Source organism: Methylibium sp. (assembly GCF_013817345.1).
In the GTDB taxonomy this organism is placed as follows: Bacteria; Pseudomonadota; Gammaproteobacteria; order Burkholderiales; family Burkholderiaceae_C; genus Methylibium.
The window spans coordinates 1-20,546 of the sequence record NZ_JACDCW010000053.1; the positions used below are offsets into that span (position 1 = coordinate 1).

Below are 20,546 nucleotides of genomic sequence, written 5' to 3' on the forward strand. Positions count from 1 at the left end.
GCACTGGCCTGCAGGATCACCGGCGCGCCGACTTCGTGCGCCGCGGACATCACCGCCTGCACCTGCTCGAGGTTGTTGACGTTGAACGCCGGGATGCCGTAGCCCTGCTCGGCGGCGTGATCGAGCAACTGGCGCATGGATACGAGTGGCATGGAAGTCCCCTGGTGAAGTCGTGCGGCCGCCCTGGCCCGCGAGAGTGATGCCGATTTTAACGAGCGCCCACTCGGCTTCCGCGCGCTGGCATACAGCCGACTCGGGCCGCTGCGGCCTGACGATGCCGCAGCGCACCGCTGGGGCAAATTCCCGCCGCAAAGCAGACGACGCAGCGCGCACCGTAAGGTACGGCGCCGCACCGAGGGGCTCGACGCAATTGCGGCGAGTCGAGCCACCCTTCGCGGGCGCAACGCCGATGCACCCGCGCGCAGACCACCGCGCCCTGTCACCGCCAGACCCATCACCCCCGGAGTCTCGATCCAATGAATTTTCACAAGCCCTCGATGCCGCTGGCCCTCGCCGCCTGCATCTGCTGCACTCCGGCGCTCGCTCAGGTCACGATCGAGCCCGACGGTCAGTGGCGGCACCTGTTCGCATTCGGCGCGAGCGTCGCTTCGGGCAACAGCGACGCCACCAGCGTCAACCTCAGCACCGACAGCGTGCGTGCCACCGACATCGACAAATGGATGATCACCGGGCGTGCGCTCTATGCGAGCAGCGAAGGCGAGACAACGGGTGACCGCATCGGGTTGGGCACTCAGTACAACCGCGACGTGTCGGCGCGCTGGTTCGTGTTCGGCTCGGCCGATGCGCTGCGCGATGAGCCCGCCAACCTGTCGTCGCGGCTCTCGGTCGCTGCCGGCCCCGGCTACCACCTTTGGCAACGCGACACCGACTTCTGGGATGTTTCGGTCGGCCTGAGCTACACCCAGGACCGTTTTTTCGACACCACGGAGATCGACGGCCGCCAGCGCAGCAGCTACGGGCGCGCCGAACTGCTGCTGGCCGAAGAATCGAGCCACCAACTGACCGACACCACCGCCTTCAACCAGAAGCTGCGCGTGCTGCCCAACCTGCGAGACACGGGTGCCTACCGTGCGGAGTTCGAATCGAATCTCACGGTGGCGATCAATACCACCCTCAGCCTGACCGCGGGCCTGGCCTACCGCTACAACAGCGACCCCGGCGCCGGATTCGAGCGGAGCGACACGCTGTTTGTCACCGGAGTGTCGGTGCGGCTGGACTGAAACCGCAAGCGCGGCTCAGCTTGGAAGAGAGATTGAGGGCAGGGGGCGAGACCGCGGGTGCCTTGCTTCGCAACGGCCGCCGCGACAGCGACGCCCTGAAGACCTCGGCCGCGACAGCGGCGCCTACAGAGCCTCAGCCGACCCGGCACACCTTGAGCATGTTGGTGCCGCCCGGGTGGCCCATCGGCTCGCCCACCGTGATGGCGTAGGTGTCGCCCGGCTTGAGCACGCCGCCGGCGACGAGCAGCGCCTCGGCGCGCGCCAGTGCCTCGTCGCGTTCGTCGCACTGCGGCATCAGCAGCGGGCAGACGTTGCGGTACAGCGCCATCTTGCGCTGGCTCGTGAGCTGCGAGGTCAGGCCGTAGATCGGCACGTGGATCTTGTTGCGGCTCATCCACAGCGCCGTCGAGCCGCTTTCGGTGAGCGCCACGATCGCCTTGCAGCCCAGGTGATGCGCAGTGAAGAGCGCGCCCATTGCAATGCTCTGGTCGATGCGGTCGAAGCGCTTGTTGGTGAAGTCGGCATCGAGCGTCACGTCTTCCGACAACTCGGCGGCGATGGCGATGGCGGCCATCTGCTCGATCGTCTCCACCGGGTAGCGCCCGGCCGCCGTTTCGGCGCTGAGCATGACCGCGTCTGTGCCATCGAGCACCGCGTTGGCCACGTCGCTCACCTCGGCGCGGGTGGGCACCGGGTTGACGATCATCGACTCCATCATCTGCGTGGCGGTGATTACCACCTTGTCCATGTCGCGGGCCATCTTGATCATGCGTTTTTGCAGCGCGGGCACCGCGGCGTTGCCGACTTCGATCGCAAGGTCGCCGCGCGCCACCATGATCCCGTCGCTGGCGCGCAGGATCTCGTCGAGCACCGGAATCGCCTCGCTGCGCTCGATCTTGGCGATCAGCGCGGTCTTGTGCTGATGCGGCTCGCCCGCCACGTTGGCGAGCTGGCGCGCCATCTCCATGTCGGTCGCGTTCTTCGGAAAGCTGATCGCTAGGTACTCGCAGCGAAAGCTCATCGCCGTCTTGATGTCCTCCATGTCCTTGGCCGTCAACGCCGGCGCGGTCAGGCCGCCGCCGAGCTTGTTGATGCCCTTGTTGTTGGACAGCTCGCCGCCGACCTTCACAACCGTGTGCACCGCGTCGCCGAGCACGCGCTCGACCATCAGCACGATCAGCCCGTCGTTGAGCAGCAGGGTGTCGCCCGGCTTCACGTCGCGCGGCAGCGACTTGTAGTCGAGGCCGACCGCCTGAGCGTCGCCGAGTTCGCTGCGTTTGGCATCAAGGATGAAGCCGGCGCCGGCCTCCAGCATCACCTTGCCCTGCGCGAACTTGCCGACGCGCACCTTCGGGCCTTGCAGGTCGGCCATGATCGCGACCTCCTTGCCGGCACGCTTAGCCACCTCGCGCACCATGGCGGCGCGGTCGATGTGATCCTGCCCGCTGCCGTGCGAGAAGTTGAGCCGGACCACGTCGACGCCGGCGCGGATCATCCGCTCAAGGATCTCCGGCGTGGAAGAAGCCGGGCCGAGCGTGGCGACGATCTTGGTGGCGCGCGAAGCATTCAGGGAAAGTGACATGGCGGTTTCGGTAGGCGTTGTGCGTTGTCGGAAAGAGGCGGTGTGGCGCACCGGGGCGCCGCGGGTGGAAAAGGTTTCAGGCCGCGGCGCGGCGCTGCAGGATGTCGAAAGCCGGCAAGGTCTTGCCCTCGAGCACTTCGAGGAAAGCGCCGCCGCCGGTTGAGATATAGCCGATGTCGGCCTCGATGCCGTATTTCGCGATGGCGGCCAGCGTGTCGCCGCCGCCGGCGATGCTGAAAGCGTCGGAGCGCGCGATGGCTTCGGCCAGGGCCCGCGTACCGCCGGCGAAGGCGTCGTACTCGAACACGCCCATCGGGCCGTTCCAGACCACCGTGCCGGCCTTCGCGATGATCGCGGCCAGCTCCGCCGCCGTGCGCGGGCCGATGTCGAGGATGAGATCGTCGGCCTGCACGTCGGCGGCGGCGACGGTGCGGGCCGGCGCGGTGGCGGAAAACTCCTTGGCCACCACCGCATCGCCAGGGATCGGTACGGCCGCGCCTCGCCCCTGCATCATGTCGATGATGGTCTTCGCTTCATCGGCGAGGTCCGGCTCGGCGAGCGACTTGCCGATCGGCAGACCCGCGGCCAGCATGAAGGTGTTGGCGATGCCGCCGCCGACGATGAGCTGATCGACATTCGCGGCCAGGCTCTTGAGGATGCTCAGCTTGCTGCTGACCTTGGAGCCGGCGACGATGGCCACCAGCGGGCGCTTCGGGTTCTGCAGCGCTTTCGTGATGGCGTCTATTTCGGCAGCCAGCAGCGGGCCGGCGCAAGCCACCGGCGCGAACTGCGCAATGCCGTAGGTGGAGGCTTCGGCACGGTGCGCGGTGCCGAAGGCATCGTGCACGAACACGTCGCACAGGGCCGCCATCCGGCGGGCCAGGGCTTCGTCGTTCTTCTTCTCGCCCTTGTTCAAGCGGCAGTTCTCGAGCAGCACCAGTTCACCCGGCGCAACGTCGACGCCTTCGGTCCAATCGCGCCTGAGCGGCACCTCGCGGCCGAGCAGTTCGCCCAGGCGCTGCGCCACCGGCGCCAGCGAGTCCTCCGGCTTGAACTCGCCTTCGCTCGGACGTCCCAGATGCGAGGTGACCATCACCGCAGCGCCTGCGGCCAGCGCCATCTCGATGCACGGGATCGAGGCGCGAATCCGCGTGTCTTCCGTGATGTTGCCGGCGTCGTCCTGCGGCACGTTCAGGTCGGCCCGAATGAAGACACGCCGGCCTTCGATGCGGCCTTGTTGCACCAGGTCTGAAAAGCGCAGGACGTTCAACGGAAATCTCCTCGAATCGGTTGTGCAGGGTGCCAACGCGGCGACGCTCGAACGCTGGCGGGCCAGCTCGTCACCACCCCAGGCCCAGGCGCAGCGGCAGCAGCACGGCCATGCCGGTCAGGATGGTGCCCAGGATGCCGCGGCGCCAGAAGAAGTAAAGCGTGGCTGCGATTGCCGCGTAGATGCGCGCGTCGCGCCAGGGTTCGGTCATCAGGCCGCCCTGGTTCATCACCAACTCGGGCGCCACCACCGCCGCCAGTGCGGCCAGCGGTGCGTAGCGCAAGCCGCGCTTGGCCCAGTCGGGCAGGACCAGTTCGCGCTCCGACAAAAAGAAGAAGCAGCGCGACACCACGGTGATCACCGTCAGCCCGGCGATCGTGAGGAGGAACTCGGACGTGCTCATGTTCATGCCGCACCCCCCGCCTGGCATTTGTCGCCCTCCGTGCGTCGCGGCGCGGCGCGGTCGAGCCAGGCGCGCACACGGCGGCCGGCATCGCCGCCGCCGTCGAGCATGAGGCCCAGGCAGATCGCCGCGGCGATCGCGACGACGATGTTGAGCTTGAACGGCAACGCGAAGGCAGCAACCGCCGCCGCACCGGCCACCACTGCCGCGAGCAGGGTGGCGCGGTCCGACACCAGCGAATAGGCCAGGCCGAGGAGTGCCAGCGTGCCCGCGAAGCCCAGCCCCCAGTGCGTGGGAACCACGTCGGCCAGCACGATGCCGATCACCGACGGCACCTGCCAGGCGATGTAGTTGGCCGTCATCGTGCCCCAGAAGTATTCGATCTGCCCGTCCGGCGCCTCGCCCTTGGCCGGCGGCTCCGCGTAGCGCTTCATGAACAGCACGTAGATGATGTCGCCTGAAAAGTAGCCCAGCGCCAGCCGCGTTCGCAGCGGAAAGCGCATGAAGAACGGCCGCCATTGCGCGCTGAAGATCACGAAGCGCAGGTTCACACAGAACGCCGTGGCCCAGATCACCCAAACCGGCGCGCCCACCGCCATGAGCGGCAGGACGGCAAGCTGTGCGCTGCCGGCGAAAACGGTGAAGGTCATCAGCAGCGCGAGCGGCACCGACAGGCCGGCCTTGCCCATGGCCACGCCGGTCACCAGCCCCCAGGCCGCGATGCCCAGCGACAGGCCGGACATCTCGCGCAGGCCGGTGAGATAGGCGGGATGAGCGAGCGTCGCGCGCGAGCGGTCGAAAGACATCTCAGGGATTGTCCCACCGGCGCGTGTTGGCCGTGGTTCGCGCGCGGCAGCCCGAGCGCCGCGCCACCCCTTCAGGAGGCGGCTGGCTTGCCTTTGGCGGGCGCGGCCATCTCCAGCGCCTTGGCGGGCGCCTCGGCCGCCGTGGGAGCCGGCGCCTCGGCTTCAGGTGCGGCCCCCGCCGGCCGCGCCAGGACCGGCACGACCGTTTCCAGCTTGTTCTCCCGCATGTACTCGTCCATCTCGCGCCAGCCGGCAAACACCGCGGGGCGTTGCGCCCTCGGGTTCAACAGATAGCAGTCCTCGATGGCGCGGCCGGCATGGCGGCAGGCGCTGCCGACGGCCTGGCCGTCGGCCTCGCGCAGCGCCGCGATCTTCTCGCTCGAGTCGATGTCGAAGAGCTCGCAGCCAGCCAGCAGCGCGGCGGCGCACAAGGTGAGAGCGAAGAGGGCGGGACGCATGGCAATCGGTGAGGCTTCGCTGACTTATCGGCGTCAGCACGCAACACTTGAGGGCCCCTATGAGAAACGCCCCGCGAAGGCGGGGCGTGGACGCGGCAAAGTCGTTCGCGACCGGGGCATGCCTTTCTCAGACGCGCACACCCTGCGCCGCCATCGCCATCAACCGTTCGACGCGCTCCTCGGTGGACGGATGGGTGCTGAACAGGCCGCGCAGACCGCCGCCGGAGAGCGGATTCATGATCATCATCTGCGCCGTGGCGGGATTGCGCTCCGCGGCCTCCATCGGGATACCGCCTTGCGCGTAGCGATGGATCTTCTGCAGCGCGCTGGCAAGCGCCTGCGGGTCGCCCGAAATTTCCGCGCCGCCGCGGTCGGCCTCGAACTCGCGGGCGCGGCTGATCGCCATCTGGATCAGGCTCGCAGCCAGCGGCGCGAGCAGCATCACCGCGATGCTGGCGATCGGGTTGGCCGGGCGGCCATCGCCGCCACGCCCGCCGAAGAACATCGCGAAGTTGGCGAGCATCGAGATCGCGCCCGCCATGGTCGCGCTGATCGTGGAGATGAGGATGTCGCGGTGCTTCACGTGCGCGAGTTCGTGCGCCATCACGCCACGCAGTTCGCGCTCGGACAGCACCCGCAGGATGCCGGTGGTCGCCGCCACGGCAGCGTTGTCGGGGTTGCGGCCGGTGGCGAAGGCGTTCGGAGCGTCCTCCTGAATCAGATACACGCGCGGCATCGGCAACTGCGCTCGTTGCGCGAGTTCGCGCACCATTCCGTAGAACTGCGGCGCCGAGGTCTCGTCGACCTCCTGCGCGTTGTACATCTTCAGGATCAGCTTGTCGCTGAACCAGTAGCTGAAGAAGTTCATGCCGAGCGCGATGAGCAAGGCGATCACCATGCCCTGCTGGCCGCCCAGCACCGAGCCGATCGCCATGAACAGCGCCGTGATGGCGGCCATCAGCACGCCGGTCTTGATCAGATTGAACATGTTCTCTTGTCCTCGTCACGCCCACGAGGGCGCGTGCAAGTAGATGCGGGCTTGCGACGCAAGTTCAATGCCCATGGCCGGGTTCGGCAGCAAGTCGCAGTCCGGGCCGCAGTGCCGGCCTGGCAGCCAGGAACTCGCGCGCGCTGACGCGCCGGCCGCCGGGGCGCTGCAGTTGCTGCAACGCCAGCGCCGCGTCGCCGCAGGCCACCACCAAACGCTCATCGGCTTGCAGCACCGTACCCGGAGCACCACGCCCCTCGGTGAGAACCGCGCGCCACAGCTTTACCGTTTCGCCGTCCAAGCCGAAGCTCGCACCAGGAAAGGGATCGAAAGCGCGCAGCCGCCGCTCGATGACCGCAGCCGGCTGCGTCCAGTCGATCGGCGCCTCGGCCTTGCCGATCTTGTGCGCATAGCTCACGCCCTCGTGGGGCTGCGGCGTGCGAACCAGCACGCCACGGGCCGACAGCTCGAGCGCCTCGACAATCATCCGCCCGCCGAGCACCGCCAAGCGGTCGTGCAGACTGGCCGTGCTGTCCGAAGCGGCGATCGGCTCGGACCCGGCAAGCAGCATGTCGCCGGTGTCCAGCCCGCTGTCCATCTGCATGATGGTGACGCCGGTCGCCGTGTCGCCGGCTTCGATGGCACGGTGGATCGGCGCGGCGCCCCGCCAGCGGGGCAGCAGCGAGGCGTGAATGTTCAGGCAGCCCAGCGGCGGGAGTTCGAGCAGCCAGGCCGGCAGGATGAGCCCGTAAGCGGCGACCACCACCGCGTCGATGTGGGCGCACTGCAGCGCCGCTTGCGCGGCGGCAGCATCTTGCGAAAAGCGGCCGTCGAGCCGCAGGCCCTGCGGCTGCAGCACGCTCAGCCCGCGTTCCAGAGCCCGCGCCTTGACAGGCGAGGGCTGAAGTTTCATGCCGCGGCCGGACGGCCGGTCGGGCTGGCTCAGCACAAGGGCAAGGTCGAAGCCGGCTTCAAGCAGCCGGTCGAGTGCTATCCGGGCAAATTCGGGCGTACCGGCAAAGGCCAGCCTCATCGCCAACGGCCGCTTCGGCAGCGTGCGCGAGTCATCGACTCCGCGCTCACGGCCGCGTTTCGGCTCGCGGGTGCCTTGCTTAGCAACGGCTGCCGCGCCCGGCAGCGCAGGCGACGCCTCAACTCCGCGCTCACGGCCACGTTTCGGCTCGCGGGTACTTTGCTTCGCAACGGCTGCCGCGCCCGGCAGCGCAGGCGACGCCTCACGCCTCGACCTTTGCCTTCTTCAGCATCTTGCTTTTGATGCGGTTGCGCTTGAGCGGCGAAAGGTATTCGACGAACACCTTGCCGAGCAGGTGATCCATCTCGTGCTGAACGCACACCGCCAGCAAGCCTTCGGCATCGAACTCGTAGGGCCGGCCATCGCGGCCGAGTGCACGCACGGTCACCCGGGCATGGCGCGGCACCTTGTCGTAGATCTGCGGCACGGACAGGCAGCCTTCGTCCGCCACGACCATCTCCTCGCTGACCGCGATCAATTCGGGGTTGACGAGCACGCGCGGCTCGTCGCGGCTGTCGGACGTGTCCATCACGATGAGCCGCTCATGAACGTCGACCTGGGTGGCCGCCAGACCCAGGCCCTGCGCCTCGTACATCGTCTCGAGCATGTCGTCCGCGAGGCGGCGGATGCGCTCGTCCACGCTTGCCACCGGCTTGGCCACGGTGTGCAGGCGCGGATCGGGATAGCACAGGATGTCGAGAAGGGCCATGGTTGGCAGGAGTTCAGGGGCGAACGCGAGAACGCTTGCGTGGGCGGCGCTCACTGTGGATCACATGCAACGAAGCGCCGTGAAGGGCTACCGCCGGGCGCGTCCGTCAGCAGGCAGGTTTCGTTGCGGCATCAAGGCTTTATGGGCAGAATCTTCTAAACCAAGTGAGGATTTTCGCCGAACCGCAAGGTCTCGGGAAAGCCCTTGATAAAACCACAGGACGCCGGGTGGGTTGGAACCGGCGGCGCCGGAGAGAGCGTCAATGATACGAACTGCCCCCGCCGCATGCCGGCCTTCGCGCCGCCACTCGGGCCGACCTGCATTGGCTTTGCTGGCGGCCTTGGCCGCAGCCGCCCCGCTCTCCTCGGCGATGGCTGCCGAACCCAATTTTCCGATCACCGCCGAGCAGCGCAGCACCGCCCAACAGGTCGCCCAGGCGGGCGTGGCGCTGTCGGAACTGGCGCCGAACGCGCCAGACAGTTACACGGTCAAGCGCGGCGACACCCTGTGGGACATCTCGGCCCTGTTCCTCAAGCGGCCGTGGCGCTGGCCGGAGCTGTGGGGCATGAACCTCGAGCAGATCCGCAATCCGCACCTGATCTATCCGGGCCAGATGCTGCTGCTCGAGCGCGACGGGGACCGCGCCCGGTTGCGCGTCGCCGGTGGACCGGGCGGCCCCGGTGGACCCGCGCGGCTCTCGCCGCAGATCCGCGACGCAGGCCCCTCGGGCGGGCCTATCGCTGCGGTGCCCCTGAAATTCATTGAAGGCTTTCTCAACGAAGCGGTCATCTTCGAGACCGACGCCCTGGATCGCGCTCCGCGCATCGTCGCCGCGCAAGAAGGCCGCGTGCTGCTCGGCAAGGGCGACGCCGCTTACGTGCGAGGCGATCTGAACGGCGTGCGTGAATGGCGCGTGTTCCAGGAGCCGAGGCCGCTGCGCGACCCGGTCACGAAGGAGCTGCTCGGCTGGGAAGGCACCTATGTCGCCACCGCCGAATACGAGCGCGAAGGCGCCGTGAACGCCCGGGGCGAAATCGTGCCGGCCACGTTCCGCATTACTTCGGCCAAGCTCGAAGCCAATGTGAGCAACCGGCTGGCGCCGGCGCAGCCGCGAGACTACGCGCCGTATGTGCCGCATGCGCCTTCGGCGCCGATCGGCGGGCACATCGTGTCGGTGTACGGCGAGGCGCTCAACGCCGGCCAGAACCAGATCGTGTCGCTCAACAAGGGCGCGCAAGACGGCCTGGAGCGCGGCCACGTGCTGGCCCTGTGGCGCGCCGGCGATCTGGTGCGCGACACCACGCAGGACGGCCCAGCGCAAGCCCTGCGCCTCCCCGACGAGAAGCACGGCGCGCTGTTCGTGTTTCGCGTCTTCAACCGCATGTCCTATGCGCTCATCCTCGATGTGAAGGACCCGGTCACGCGCGGTGACCGCTTCACCGAGCCCTGAGCCGCCGCCAGCGCCTGGTCACCGGCCGAGCGCCATGCTCGATCGCGACGAACTCGCGGCTTGGCTGCGGCTGACAGAAACCCCCGGGATTGGCCTGGAGACGGCACGCCGGCTGCTCGCCGCCTTCGGTTCGCCGCAGGCGGTGTTCGAAGCGCCGCAGCGCGCCTGGCGCGAACTGCTTGGGCCCGCTCAAACCGCAGCGCTGAACGCTCCTGCGGCAACGCTGGACGCGCTGGTCGAGTCCACGTGGCAGTGGCTGCAAGCCGGCGAGGCAACGGCGCCGCGGCAGGTAGTGGTGCTCGGCGATGTGCACTATCCCGCCCTGTTGCTCGAGACCGCGGATCCACCGCTGCTTCTGTATGCGATGGGCCGCACCGAACTGCTTTGCGCTCCGGCGGTAGCCGTGGTCGGCAGCCGCAATCCATCGGCGCAAGGTCTAGAAAACGCCCGCGCCTTCGCCGCCGTACTCAGCGGGACCGGATTGACGGTGGTCTCGGGATTGGCGCTGGGCATCGACGGCGCGGCGCACGAGGGTGCACTGCAGGGGCCCGGCTCCACCATCGCGGTGGTCGGCACCGGTCTCGATCGGGTCTACCCGAAGCGCCACTTCGCGCTCGCGCACCGCATCGCAACAGCCGGCCTGGTGCTCAGCGAATACTCGCTCGGCACGCCGCCGGTGGCGGCCAATTTTCCGCGCCGCAATCGTCTCATTGCCGGGCTGGCTCGTGGCACCCTGGTGGTCGAAGCTGCGCTGAAGTCGGGCTCCCTGATCACCGCGAGACTGGCCCTCGATGCCGGCCGGGAAGTCTTTGCGATCCCGGGCTCCATCCACGCGCCGCAATCGAGGGGTTGCCATGCACTGATCAAGCAGGGCGCCAAGCTGGTCGAAGCGGCAGCCGATGTCCTGGTCGAACTGCGGCTCGATGCACCTCCGAGGCCGCCAGCCGCGGCGGTGGCGTTTTCCGACTCGGGCGGCGATCCGGTGTTGACCGCCCTGGGCCACGATCCTGTGACGCTGGACGCCCTTGCCGCACGTACCGGCTGGTCGCCTGCGCAACTGAGCGCTCACTTGCTGGAACTCGAGTTGGCCGGCGAGGTGTCTCGGCTGCCGGGTCAGCTCTTTCAACGCCTGATTCGCGCCTGATTCTCCCGGAGCAAGGCTTGTCGAACAGCACGACCGCAGCGCCAGTCGACCGGTCGAGGCCGGAATCCCGTGGTACCCTAATTTCATGTTTGATGTGCTCGTGTACCTCTACGAAAACTATTGGCGGCCGGACGCCTGCCCCGACCACCGCCAGTTGTCGCGCAAGTTGTCGGCCGTAGGTTTCGAGAACGAAGAAATCGAAGACGCTCTGACTTGGCTGGCCGGTCTGGCGACGGCAGCCGAGTCGCACAGCGGCGAACAAAGTACACGAGGCATGCGTGTTTATTCGCCCGCCGAGCAGGATCGCCTGGGCGCGGAATCGATTGGTTTTGTCAGCTTCCTCGAGTCGGCCGGCGTACTGCGCGCGCCGATGCGCGAAATGGTGATCGACCGCGCCATGGACATTGCGGTCAGCCCGCTGCCGCTCGAAGATTTGAAGATCATCGTCCTGATGGTGTTCTGGAGTCTGGGCGAAGAGCCTGACGCACTCATCCTCGACGAGCTCTTTGTCGAGACGGAGGATCGGCTGATCCACTGAGCCTGACGCTTCCTATGCCGGAAAAAAGCCGCCCAAGGGCGGCTTTGTGTTTTCCGAAGCGCGGCTCAGTTCAGAAGCCGAGCCGGATCGGCGTCGAGTTTGGCCAGAGCGGTGCGGGTGGCCCGCACGGTCAGCGCCTCGTCCTGTGCCGGCACCAGGAGACCGGCCTGCAGGAAGGACGCGAGCCGATGCTGCTGGAACAGCGTGCCGCGGCCCTGCTGCGACACGAACAGGCTCAGCTGCTTGCGCATGCCCTGCCAAGCGAGTTGCACGGCTTCGATGCTGCCGCGGTGCTCTAGCATGTACCAGCCACCAACCTGAAGCTCGCGCGCCCAGGCAATCATGGCCGGCGTGGGCATCGAGCCGCCGTCAGTGACGATTTGGAGCTCCGAGCTTTCGTGGCCCGACAGGTCCATCACGATCGACTCGTCGATCACCATGTCGTCGGCGTCGGGCAAGAGCTCTTCGAGGTCGTCGAGCCGTGCCATCAGTTCGTCGAGCCGTTCGGCAGGGATGGCCGCGGCCTTCGCGGTGAACGCTGCAGCGAGCGAGTCGTTGAGCGACTGGATGTGTTCGTCCTGCTTTTCCGGCAGCAGCCCGGCCTCGGCCATGCCCGCGCGCAAGGTTTTCAAGAGCGGCGGCAGGCGGCGGATCACATCGGCCCGCTCTTCGCGCGAGACCTTGGCGCCCGCAGACCAGATCAGGTCCGCAGCAGCACGCTTCATGACCTTGGTGGTTTCGCTGCCAGCCCCCGCCTTCAGCGCCGTCGTGGCCAGCACGTCGGCCCAGACCTGGAACAAGAAGATGCGCACGCCTTCCTGGACCGGCATTTGGTCGAGCATCTTGCGCAACTCGATGGTGTACTGAATCGCCAGCGTCTCACGCTGTTCGACCTGCTGTGCCAGCGACACGCCCTTGCGCGTGGCCGCATTCTCGTTGCTGAAATAGTGCTCCAGGAAGCGCTCGAACTCGGTCAGCACAGTCTGGAACACGCGCCGCCCGGTGTCGGGATAAGCCTCCACCACCTGGACCACGCGCTTGATCTCCTTGTCGAGCGCGTCGCCGACGGCGCGCGCGCTGACATCGAAGCCCATGACGCACGCCCCCATGCGGTCGATCAGGTTGCGGGCCGGATGGTCGGTGGTGGCAAAGAAGTCGGGCTCGCTGACGGCGACCCGCAGCACCGGCATCTGCAGCCGCGCAAACCACACGCGCACCTGGGCCGGAATCTTCTCCTCCATCAGGATGCTTTGAAACAGCAGGGCGACGATCTCGATGGTGGCACGCTCGACCGGCGTGGTCGCTGCCTGCTTGAGCACGGCCTTGCGCTGCCTCATCTCCTGCAGCAGCGCCGGCGTACTGATCTGGCCACCGCTGCTTTCGTGCGTCGCCGCGCCGAGCTGGCGCTGGAGGCCGGCCTGCGCGTCGGCGATGGCCTGCCTCAGGCCGGGGGAACTCTGAGGAGCCGTGGTGTCCGCGAACTGCGGGACCTGCCGGCCGACGAGCTTGTTGAGCCTGCCGAGCACGGCTTCCGCGTGGCCAACGCCGCGTGGCAGACCCGTCATGCGCGTCATCAACCGCGTTTCTTCACCGACCTCGCCGCTACCGCCGCTGGCAGTGCTGCCACTTCCTCCGAAACCGCCCTCGTTGGCGCCCCCTCCACCACTGCCGCGCCGGCCGTGTGATCGTTCTTCGGCCATGTCGCCGAATCCGGTGGTCACGGGCGTTCCGGCCGGGCTCACGCCGCGCGAGCGGCGAATGTAGGGCCGCAGATCGATTTCGGGGCGTACGCCCTCGCTCATCAACCAGCGGTTGGTTTCGTGATAAGCCTCTTCGATCAACTCGCCGAAACTTGTTTGCAGGACTTGCTGCACCGTCACCCAATGATCGAGCGGCAACCCCGCACTCCGCCAGGTGTCGACGACCGCGCGAGCGACCACGTGGGGGCGAAGGATGTCGGCCCCGTCAAGTTCCTCGCGCCGCTCCAGGCTCGACAAACGCGCCCGCAGGTCGGTGAACTCCCAGGACGCCTTGTCCATCATCGCCAGCGCGAGCCGCGAACTGAGGATTTCGATTTCTATGGTGTCGTCATCGACGAGCGCCATCGGGGGCATGTCGCCGCCTCCACTGCCGTACTGCGCACCGGCGCCGGTGCGCGCACCGAGCGGCAGGTTGGGCCCTGTCGAGAGACGGTCGATCAATGTTTGCTGCCAATGCGCCGCGGGGCGCACCAGATCCATGGCCACGTTCATGCGCTTGTGCGCGGTGGGCGGATCGGCCTTCTCGTTGGCCAGGCGATGAGCCCCGCTCACCACCGTCTGCACCGTGGTCGGCACTCCGAGCAGCAGCGACTCCACGTACACCCGCCGGGCCTGAGCGGCAAGCGCGGACGGGTTGGCTGCGGTGGCCATTGGTGGCGTACAGACTGGCGAGTGGTGAAGGCACTTGAACTCTACACCACGGCTCCGGCGTTGGGATCGTCCGGATCGTCACCGCCACCCGGCTTGCCAGCGCCCGCGCGCATGAGATCTTCTCGCTTGACGCCCAGCCACATGGCGATTGCCGCAGCCACGAACACCGACGAGTAAATGCCGAACAGGATCCCGATCGTGAGCGCCAGCGCGAAGTAGTGCAGCGTGGCGCCGCCGAAGATCAGCATCGACAGCACCATCATCTGCGTGGAGCCGTGCGTGATGATGGTGCGGCTGATCGTCGAAGTGATCGCGTGATCGATCACTTGTTGCGTGTTCATCTTGCGATAGCGCCGGAACGCTTCACGGATGCGGTCGAAGATGACCACCGACTCGTTGACGGAATAGCCCAGCACCGCCAGCACCGCCGCCAGCACCGCCAGCGAGAACTCCCACTGAAAGTAGGCGAAGAAACCCAGGATGATGATGACGTCGTGCAGGTTGGCGACGATGGCCGCAACAGCGAACTTCCATTCGAATCGGAACGCCAGGTAGATCATGATGCCGACCACCACGAAGCCGAGCGCCATCGCGCCATCGACGGCCAGTTCCCTGCCGACCTGCGGTCCGACGAATTCGCTGCGCTGCAACCGTACCGGCTGGGCGGCGGCGTCCACCGCGGCATCGGTGCTGCAGACCTGCTGGCTGATCTGTTCGCCGCGCTCGGTGACGGTCTCGCGTTGCGTGACCTTGCCGGCCTCGGCAGCGCACAGCGCACCGAACACGCGACCCACCACCTCGTCCTGCTCGATGTCCTCGCGCAGCGGCAGGCGGACCAGCACGTCGCGCGACGTGCCGAAGGTCTGCACCTGCACCTCGCCGAAGCCGAGCGCCTCGACCGTCTCGCGCACCTCGGACACGTCGACGGCTTGCGCGTACTGGGCCTCGATCACCGTGCCCCCGGTGAATTCGATCGAAAGGTGAAGCCCGCGCGTGACCAGGAAGAACACCGCGGCAGCAAAGGTCAGGAAAGACACGACGTTGAAGATCAACGCGTGCTTCATGAACGGGATGTCGCGCTTGATGCGGAAAAACTCCATCGGGCTTCTTTCGGTTCAATGCATGTCGTGACGGCCAGTCCCGCGACGCGCTCCCGCAGCGCAGGAGTGCGGCCGCAGGTCGGCCTTACTCAGCTAGGCGTCGCCGGTGCGCGATCGGCGCCCGGCCGCCACACCGTGCCGATCGACACGCTCTTGAGCTTCTTCTGACGCCCGTACCAGAGATTGACCAGCCCGCGCGAGAACAGCACCGCCGAGAACATCGAGGTCAGGATGCCCAGGCAATGAACGACAGCAAAACCGCGCACCGGCCCCGAACCGAAAGCAAGCAGGGCAACGCCGGCAATCAGCGTGGTGATATTGGAGTCGAGAATGGTGCCCCAGGCGCGTTCGTAGCCGGTGTGGATCGCCGTCTGGGGCGAGGCGCCGGCCCGCAATTCCTCCCGCACCCGCTCGTTGATCAACACGTTGGCGTCGATGGCCATGCCCAGGGTCAGGGCGATGGCAGCAATGCCGGGCAGCGTGAGTGTGGCCTGCAGCATCGACAGCAGCGCCATCAGCAGCAGCAAGTTGACCGACAACGCGAGGGTCGAGAACACGCCGAACAGCATGTAGTAGGCGCACATGAAAGCGGCGATCGCGGCGAAGCCGTAGATCACGCTGTCGAAGCCCTTGGCGATGTTCTCCGCGCCCAGGCTCGGGCCGATGGTGCGCTCTTCCACGATCTCCATCGGCGCGGCAAGCGAGCCCGCGCGCAGCAGCAGCGCCTGGTCGTTGGCTTCCTGCGTGGTCAGCTGGCCCGATATCTGGAAGCGCGCGCCGAGTTCGCTGCGGATCACCGGCGCGGTGATGACCTCGCCGCGCCCTTTCTCGAACAGCAGGATGGCCATGCGCTTGCCCACGTTCTCGCGCGAGACGTCGCGCATGATGCGCGCGCCCTTGGCATCGACCGTCAGGTTGATCACCGGCTCCTGGGTCTGGCCATCGAAGCCGGCCTGCGCATCAGTGAGGTTCTCGCCGGTCAGCACCACCTGGCGCTTGACGATCAACGGTGCGCCACCGCGCTCCACAAAGCGTTCGGTGCCGAAGGGCACCGGCCCGGAGCCGGCCGCCGCGGCCTGGGCTTGCGCACTGTCGTCGACCAGACGCAACTCCAGCGTCGCGGTGCGGCCGATGATGTCCTTGGCCTTGGCGGTGTCCTGCACGCCGGGCAACTGCACCACCACGCGGTCCGCGCCTTGTTGCTGGATCACCGGTTCGGACACGCCGAGCTCGTTGATGCGGTTGTGCAGGGTGGTGATGTTCTGCTTGAGGGCCTGGTCCTGCACCACGCGCGCCGCCTCCGGCCTGAGAGTGGCAGTAAGAATGATGTCCGAACCCCGGGGCGCCTCGCTCCACTGCAGTTCGGGCAGCGGCTCTGCGAGCACCGTGCGCGCCGCCTCCAGGGTGGCGGCGTCGCGCAAGCGAATCTCGATGGCATTGCCATCGCGCGTGATTCCGGCGTGGCGAACGTTCCTGTCACGCAGCAGCACGCGGATATCGCCGGTCAACGCCTCGGCGCGCTTGGTCAAAGCCGCCTGCATGTCCACCTGCATCAAAAAATGAACGCCGCCGCGCAAATCGAGCCCCAGGTACATGGGCAGGGCGTGCAATGCGGTCAGCCAGGCCGGCGAGCGGCTGACCAGGTTGAGAGCGACGACGTAGCTGGGATCGTTGGGGTCGGGGTTGAGCGCCGCGGCAATCGCATCGCGGGCCGTAAGTTGGGTATCGGTGTCCTGAAAGCGCGCCCGTACCGAGCCGCCCTCGAACTGCACGAAATCGGCTTGCAGGCCTGCGGCCTGCAAAGCCTGCTCGACGCGCGGCACCAAGGCGTTGTCGACCTTCAGCGTCGCCTTGCCGCTCGAGATCTGTACGGCCGGTGCCTCACCGAAAAAGTTGGGCAGCGTATAGACCAGGCCGACCACCATCGCGATCGCCAGGATCGCGTACTTCCACCACGGGTAGCGGTTCATCGAAACATCCTTGGGGCCTGGGGCCCTGACTGCAGCGCGTCGACCTCACGCCTCGCTTGCGAGAAGGCCGCGACACCCTGGGGTGCGCGGCCTTCGGCTGGCTCGACGGCGTCGCCGCGCTTACTTGAAGGTGCCTTTCGGCAGCACCTGCACAACCGAAGTGCGCTGCACCTGCAACTCGACGCCGGTCGCCACTTCCACATGCAAGTAGCTGTCGCCCATGCGCGAAACCTTGCCGAGCACGCCGCCCACAGTGACCACCTCGTCTCCCTTGGCGATTGCCTCGATCATGGCCTTGTGTTCCTTCTGGCGCTTCATCTGCGGGCGGATCATCACGAAATACAGCACCACGAACATCAGCACCAGCGGCAGCATCGTGATCAGGGTGGATTCGCCACCTGCCGGAGCGGCCGGAGCGGCCTGCGCAAAAGCTTCGGAAATAAACACGTTTGGTCCTCGGATTCGTTACGCTGGAAAGCGACGCACATTGTAGTGCGCGGCCTGTGGACGCCGATTGGAACGCGTGCAGGCAAGGAGGTTCGACCGCTGCGCCGCGAATCACGAAATGAGGCACAGCATGTGGTCCCCGAGTGAGCCCGCACGTAATCGTTGAAGACATTGAGGCGCACGCCCTGCTGCTACACTCTCGCCCCTTGGCTCGGTAGCTCAGTCGGTAGAGCAGCGGATTGAAAATCCGCGTGTCGGTGGTTCGATTCCGCCCCGAGCCACCAGAAAAAGCTGAGTGCTATCAAGCGCTTAGAGATTCGGCGGCTACGAAAGTGGCCGCCGTTTTGCGTTTTAGGCGCAAATTCTGGCAATGTTCTGGCAATCACAACAGGAAACCGCTGCGCAGCCTTGCGCTGCACTGCGGTCACCGGTGGTTGACCGCGAACGAAGCCCGGTCCCAAACAGGACCTCGGTGGCCCAGGGCGTGAATCAAATCACGGCGGTGCGCGGTTCGAAGCCGACCGGCTAAAAATCGCGATTCCGATTCCTAGACGCAACTCCTAGTCCATTGGAGTTGTTCATGAGGTCACTGTTCGTTTTCTCGTTGTCCCGCCGCTTGGTTCCGTCTGGCACCCTGGCGCGTGTAGCCACCTTCTCAACGGAGGTGTCTCATGCCTAAGCCAGCGGCGAGGCCAATCAAGCAAGGCACGCTCTGGTCGTGCCGCCGACGGGTGTATGGCCAGGACGTGTACGAATCAGGCCACACGACGAGTGCGGCCGCCAAGCAGGCGATAGAGAGGCGGGTCGGCGTACTGGAAAGACTCGGCAAACCCAGGGGCCTCGGGCCTCATCGCACCACGTTCGCACAGGCGCTGCAGGACTACGGGTTGGAGCGTCTGCCGCTGCAGAAAGGGGCGCTTCAAGAAGCGAATCGCATCAACAAATTCCTGCGAGCGGCGGGACTTGCGACCCTGTCTGTCAAACGGGTGAACAGCAGCTCGTCGCAGGCCGCGTCCTCGTCTGTTGAGGCGCACGCTCTCACCGACGGCGCAGATGTCGACCCCGACGGCGATGTTGCCGGCCAGGGCGACGGGAGTCGCGCCGGGAGGGGATGCCACTGCACAGTCGAGCTGGCAGCTGTCAGGGTGGCTCGGCGCGTCCCGCGCGGCCTGGGCGTGCACCGCAAGAAGCTTGCGGCAAAGACGACACAGAGCGACCACCTGCGCGCGCGGCTGTCCGGGATGACCGTCGCCGACGTCGCTCCGCATCATGTCCAGTCGTTGATGAATGCCCTGAGCATGGAGGGGCAACGAGCGGCGACCGTCCATTTGGAGCGGGCCGTCATTCGCCGGCTATTCAACTACGCGGCCAAAAACTGGAACTGGTGCGAGCCGGCCAGAAACCCGGGCGCCGGGCTCGAGATGCCGACCGTGGACAACGGGCGCGAGCGGGTGATGTCTCATGAGGAGCAGGCACGGCTCGAAGAGGCCGTGCAGGGTTGCCGCAACAAGCTGGTCGGACCCACGTTGACCCTGCTGCGGGAGAGCGCGATGCGCAGTTCGGAGCCGCTCGAACATGCCCGGTGGAGGGACGTCGACTGGGACCTGAAAATTTTGGCGCTGAGCGACGGGAAGACCGGCAAACGCGACGTGCCGCTGTCGCCACTCGCGATTGCAGCGCTCAGACAGTTGGAGAGCCTGGGCGGGGGTGAAAAGGACGACCCCATCGTTCACATTTCGTATGAGGCGCTCAAAGCGTCTTGGGAACTGGTGTGCAGGCGCGCGGGGGTCAAGGGCCTGCGGCTGCAGGACCTGCGCCATACGGCGGCGACCCGCATGGCGCTCATGACCGGAAATATTTTTCTGGTTCAAGCCCTGACGGGACACAAAACCCTCTCGCAGGTGACGCGGTACGTCAACGTCACGGCTGGCGACGTGGTCAGGCTCATGCATGCAGAGGGGCCGGTCGTCGCAGGGACGCATGCGTTGCAGGTCGTCGAAAGGGTTGGCGACCGAACGTTGACGCTGGCGACGGGCAGCGGTCAGGACCTCAGTTTTCCGCAGGAGTGGGCGCTGGACAATGCACCCTGAGCGGGCGGAGCGCGGTCTCGGTTCGCCCGAGGCCGCCCTCGGTCCGTTTGGCGTCGGCCCTCGAAGCCGTTGGCGCGAGAAAGCCGGCCAGTCTGTGACATCCCCTAGGGAGCACAGGCTGTACCGGCTTCTTGTGGTGGCTGATTCAAGCAAGCGCCGCCGCCGTCCACGCCGCTGACGCCGTGAAGGTCGGGCGGCCGCGGAGGTCGTCAGCGATTCGGCCGCCACGCCTCCTGCGGCCCGAACATCCGGCCCATCCACGCTGAGACCGCCGCTTCACTCCAATAGACGTGTTTGCCCATCCGCACCGGCGGCGGAAACGTCCCTGCCTTGACCATGCTCTCCAGCGTTCGGAGGGAGAGGGCGAGTTTTTGGCAAACTTCGGTCTTCTTCAGCAAGGAGGGTGGGTTAGGCGTCATTGCAGCAGCTCGGTGGTGGGTATCCAACCTATAAGCACACCGGTTTAGCCTTCAGGGACGACGCGCTTGTGCTTGACGGCGGCATCCCGGGCGCCGGCGAGGTAAAGGCGGACCGAATCGCCGCGGCGTCGGGAAGTTGTTTGACGGGCCATCGGACGAGGCGGATGCCTGCAGCGTTGGTCGCCTGTTCCTTCTTCGCGGGGTCGATTTGCAGTCCGCACGCTCGTGCGAGCTGTCGTCGAACTCGATGGCGGCGAGAACCGTCGCATTGCCGCAGACGACGAAGTCGTGGCTCAGTCGACAGGCTGGGTCAGAGGGCGCTTCGCGTCGAAGGGCCGCGGCCCCTGTGCCGCCGGCGAACGTACCGCGCGTCTTCATCGATGTGGGGACGCCAGCACACACCGAGCGGACGTCACGCGAGGACGAACATGAGTGAAGGACCTCACGGCGGCATGACCGTTCGTTTCCCGCTTTGCTAGGCGACTAC

At 66.7% G+C, this 20,546-nt stretch carries 19 protein-coding genes and 1 tRNA gene; 6 read left to right on the top strand and 14 right to left on the bottom strand.

The window, feature by feature from the left end:
• Positions 1–152: class II fructose-bisphosphate aldolase (locus H0W40_RS11455; RefSeq protein ID WP_292446306.1), on the bottom strand; the 152-nt coding region annotated here is incomplete at its 3' end.
• 324 nt (positions 153–476) lie between these two features.
• Between H0W40_RS11455 and H0W40_RS11460 the strand changes: the two genes are divergently transcribed.
• Positions 477–1,241 (top strand): YdiY family protein, encoded by a 765-nt coding sequence (locus tag H0W40_RS11460; RefSeq protein WP_292446266.1) that lies wholly within the window; start codon positions 477–479, stop codon positions 1,239–1,241.
• A gap of 133 nt (positions 1,242–1,374) precedes the next feature.
• On the opposite strand, the gene pyk is transcribed toward H0W40_RS11460, so the two are convergent.
• The 8 genes from pyk to def form a co-directional block, all read right to left on the bottom strand.
• Positions 1,375–2,823, bottom strand: a complete 1,449-nt coding sequence (gene pyk, locus H0W40_RS11465) for a pyruvate kinase (RefSeq protein ID WP_292446268.1) — start codon at positions 2,821–2,823, stop codon at positions 1,375–1,377.
• Positions 2,824–2,899: 76 nt separating this feature from the next.
• Positions 2,900–4,093 carry a phosphoglycerate kinase gene (locus H0W40_RS11470; RefSeq protein WP_292446270.1) on the bottom strand — a complete coding sequence of 398 codons (1,194 nt, stop codon included), beginning with the start codon at positions 4,091–4,093 and terminating at the stop codon, positions 2,900–2,902.
• Between the two features lie 70 nt (positions 4,094–4,163).
• Positions 4,164–4,496, bottom strand: coding sequence for an AzlD domain-containing protein (locus H0W40_RS11475; RefSeq protein ID WP_292446272.1), 333 nt, complete (start codon positions 4,494–4,496; stop codon positions 4,164–4,166).
• Positions 4,497–4,498: 2 nt separating this feature from the next.
• The gene (locus H0W40_RS11480) at positions 4,499–5,302 is read right to left on the bottom strand and encodes an AzlC family ABC transporter permease (RefSeq protein ID WP_292446273.1); all 804 of its coding nucleotides are present in this window, start codon (positions 5,300–5,302) and stop codon (positions 4,499–4,501) included.
• Positions 5,303–5,373: 71 nt separating this feature from the next.
• A complete protein-coding gene (locus tag H0W40_RS11485; protein WP_292446274.1) occupies positions 5,374–5,760 on the bottom strand; it encodes a hypothetical protein in 387 nt (128 codons plus the stop codon).
• A 127-nt stretch (positions 5,761–5,887) separates the two neighbouring features.
• Positions 5,888–6,748 (bottom strand): zinc metalloprotease HtpX, encoded by an 861-nt coding sequence (htpX, locus tag H0W40_RS11490; protein WP_292446276.1) that lies wholly within the window; start codon positions 6,746–6,748, stop codon positions 5,888–5,890.
• 64 nt (positions 6,749–6,812) lie between these two features.
• Positions 6,813–7,781 carry a methionyl-tRNA formyltransferase gene (gene fmt, locus H0W40_RS11495; RefSeq protein WP_292446278.1) on the bottom strand — a complete coding sequence of 323 codons (969 nt, stop codon included), beginning with the start codon at positions 7,779–7,781 and terminating at the stop codon, positions 6,813–6,815.
• Between the two features lie 202 nt (positions 7,782–7,983).
• The gene (def, locus tag H0W40_RS11500) at positions 7,984–8,490 is read right to left on the bottom strand and encodes a peptide deformylase (protein WP_292446280.1); all 507 of its coding nucleotides are present in this window, start codon (positions 8,488–8,490) and stop codon (positions 7,984–7,986) included.
• A 370-nt stretch (positions 8,491–8,860) separates the two neighbouring features.
• Here def and H0W40_RS11505 point away from each other — a divergent pair, with 370 nt between their 5' ends.
• The 3 genes from H0W40_RS11505 to H0W40_RS11515 all read left to right on the top strand — a co-directional run bounded on the left by H0W40_RS11505 (position 8,861) and on the right by H0W40_RS11515 (position 11,622).
• Positions 8,861–9,940, top strand: a complete 1,080-nt coding sequence (locus tag H0W40_RS11505; protein WP_292446282.1) for a LysM peptidoglycan-binding domain-containing protein — start codon at positions 8,861–8,863, stop codon at positions 9,938–9,940.
• A gap of 34 nt (positions 9,941–9,974) precedes the next feature.
• Positions 9,975–11,084 (top strand): DNA-processing protein DprA, encoded by a 1,110-nt coding sequence (gene dprA / locus H0W40_RS11510; protein WP_292446284.1) that lies wholly within the window; start codon positions 9,975–9,977, stop codon positions 11,082–11,084.
• An 85-nt stretch (positions 11,085–11,169) separates the two neighbouring features.
• On the top strand, positions 11,170–11,622 hold the full coding sequence (locus H0W40_RS11515) for a DUF494 family protein (RefSeq protein WP_292446285.1): 453 nt from the start codon (positions 11,170–11,172) through the stop codon (positions 11,620–11,622).
• Between the two features lie 65 nt (positions 11,623–11,687).
• On the opposite strand, the gene H0W40_RS11520 is transcribed toward H0W40_RS11515, so the two are convergent.
• The 4 genes from H0W40_RS11520 to yajC all read right to left on the bottom strand — a co-directional run bounded on the left by H0W40_RS11520 (position 11,688) and on the right by yajC (position 17,550).
• Positions 11,688–14,033 (bottom strand): DUF1631 family protein, encoded by a 2,346-nt coding sequence (locus H0W40_RS11520; protein WP_292446287.1) that lies wholly within the window; start codon positions 14,031–14,033, stop codon positions 11,688–11,690.
• A gap of 41 nt (positions 14,034–14,074) precedes the next feature.
• Positions 14,075–15,133, bottom strand: coding sequence for a protein translocase subunit SecF (secF, locus tag H0W40_RS11525; RefSeq protein WP_292446289.1), 1,059 nt, complete (start codon positions 15,131–15,133; stop codon positions 14,075–14,077).
• Between the two features lie 89 nt (positions 15,134–15,222).
• On the bottom strand, positions 15,223–17,103 hold the full coding sequence (secD, locus tag H0W40_RS11530; protein WP_292446290.1) for a protein translocase subunit SecD: 1,881 nt from the start codon (positions 17,101–17,103) through the stop codon (positions 15,223–15,225).
• A gap of 120 nt (positions 17,104–17,223) precedes the next feature.
• The gene (gene yajC, locus H0W40_RS11535; RefSeq protein ID WP_292446291.1) at positions 17,224–17,550 is read right to left on the bottom strand and encodes a preprotein translocase subunit YajC; all 327 of its coding nucleotides are present in this window, start codon (positions 17,548–17,550) and stop codon (positions 17,224–17,226) included.
• A 208-nt stretch (positions 17,551–17,758) separates the two neighbouring features.
• Between yajC and H0W40_RS11540 the strand changes: the two genes are divergently transcribed.
• Together H0W40_RS11540 and H0W40_RS11545 are read left to right on the top strand one after the other, a co-directional pair.
• A tRNA-Phe gene (locus tag H0W40_RS11540) sits at positions 17,759–17,834 on the top strand.
• Between the two features lie 387 nt (positions 17,835–18,221).
• Complete coding sequence (locus tag H0W40_RS11545; RefSeq protein ID WP_292446293.1) at positions 18,222–19,640, top strand: site-specific integrase; 1,419 nt, start codon at positions 18,222–18,224, stop codon at positions 19,638–19,640.
• 209 nt (positions 19,641–19,849) lie between these two features.
• Here H0W40_RS11545 and H0W40_RS11550 read toward each other — a convergent pair whose 3' ends face one another.
• Positions 19,850–20,038, bottom strand: coding sequence for a helix-turn-helix domain-containing protein (locus tag H0W40_RS11550; protein WP_292446294.1), 189 nt, complete (start codon positions 20,036–20,038; stop codon positions 19,850–19,852).
• Between the last annotated feature and the right edge of the window lie 508 nt (positions 20,039–20,546).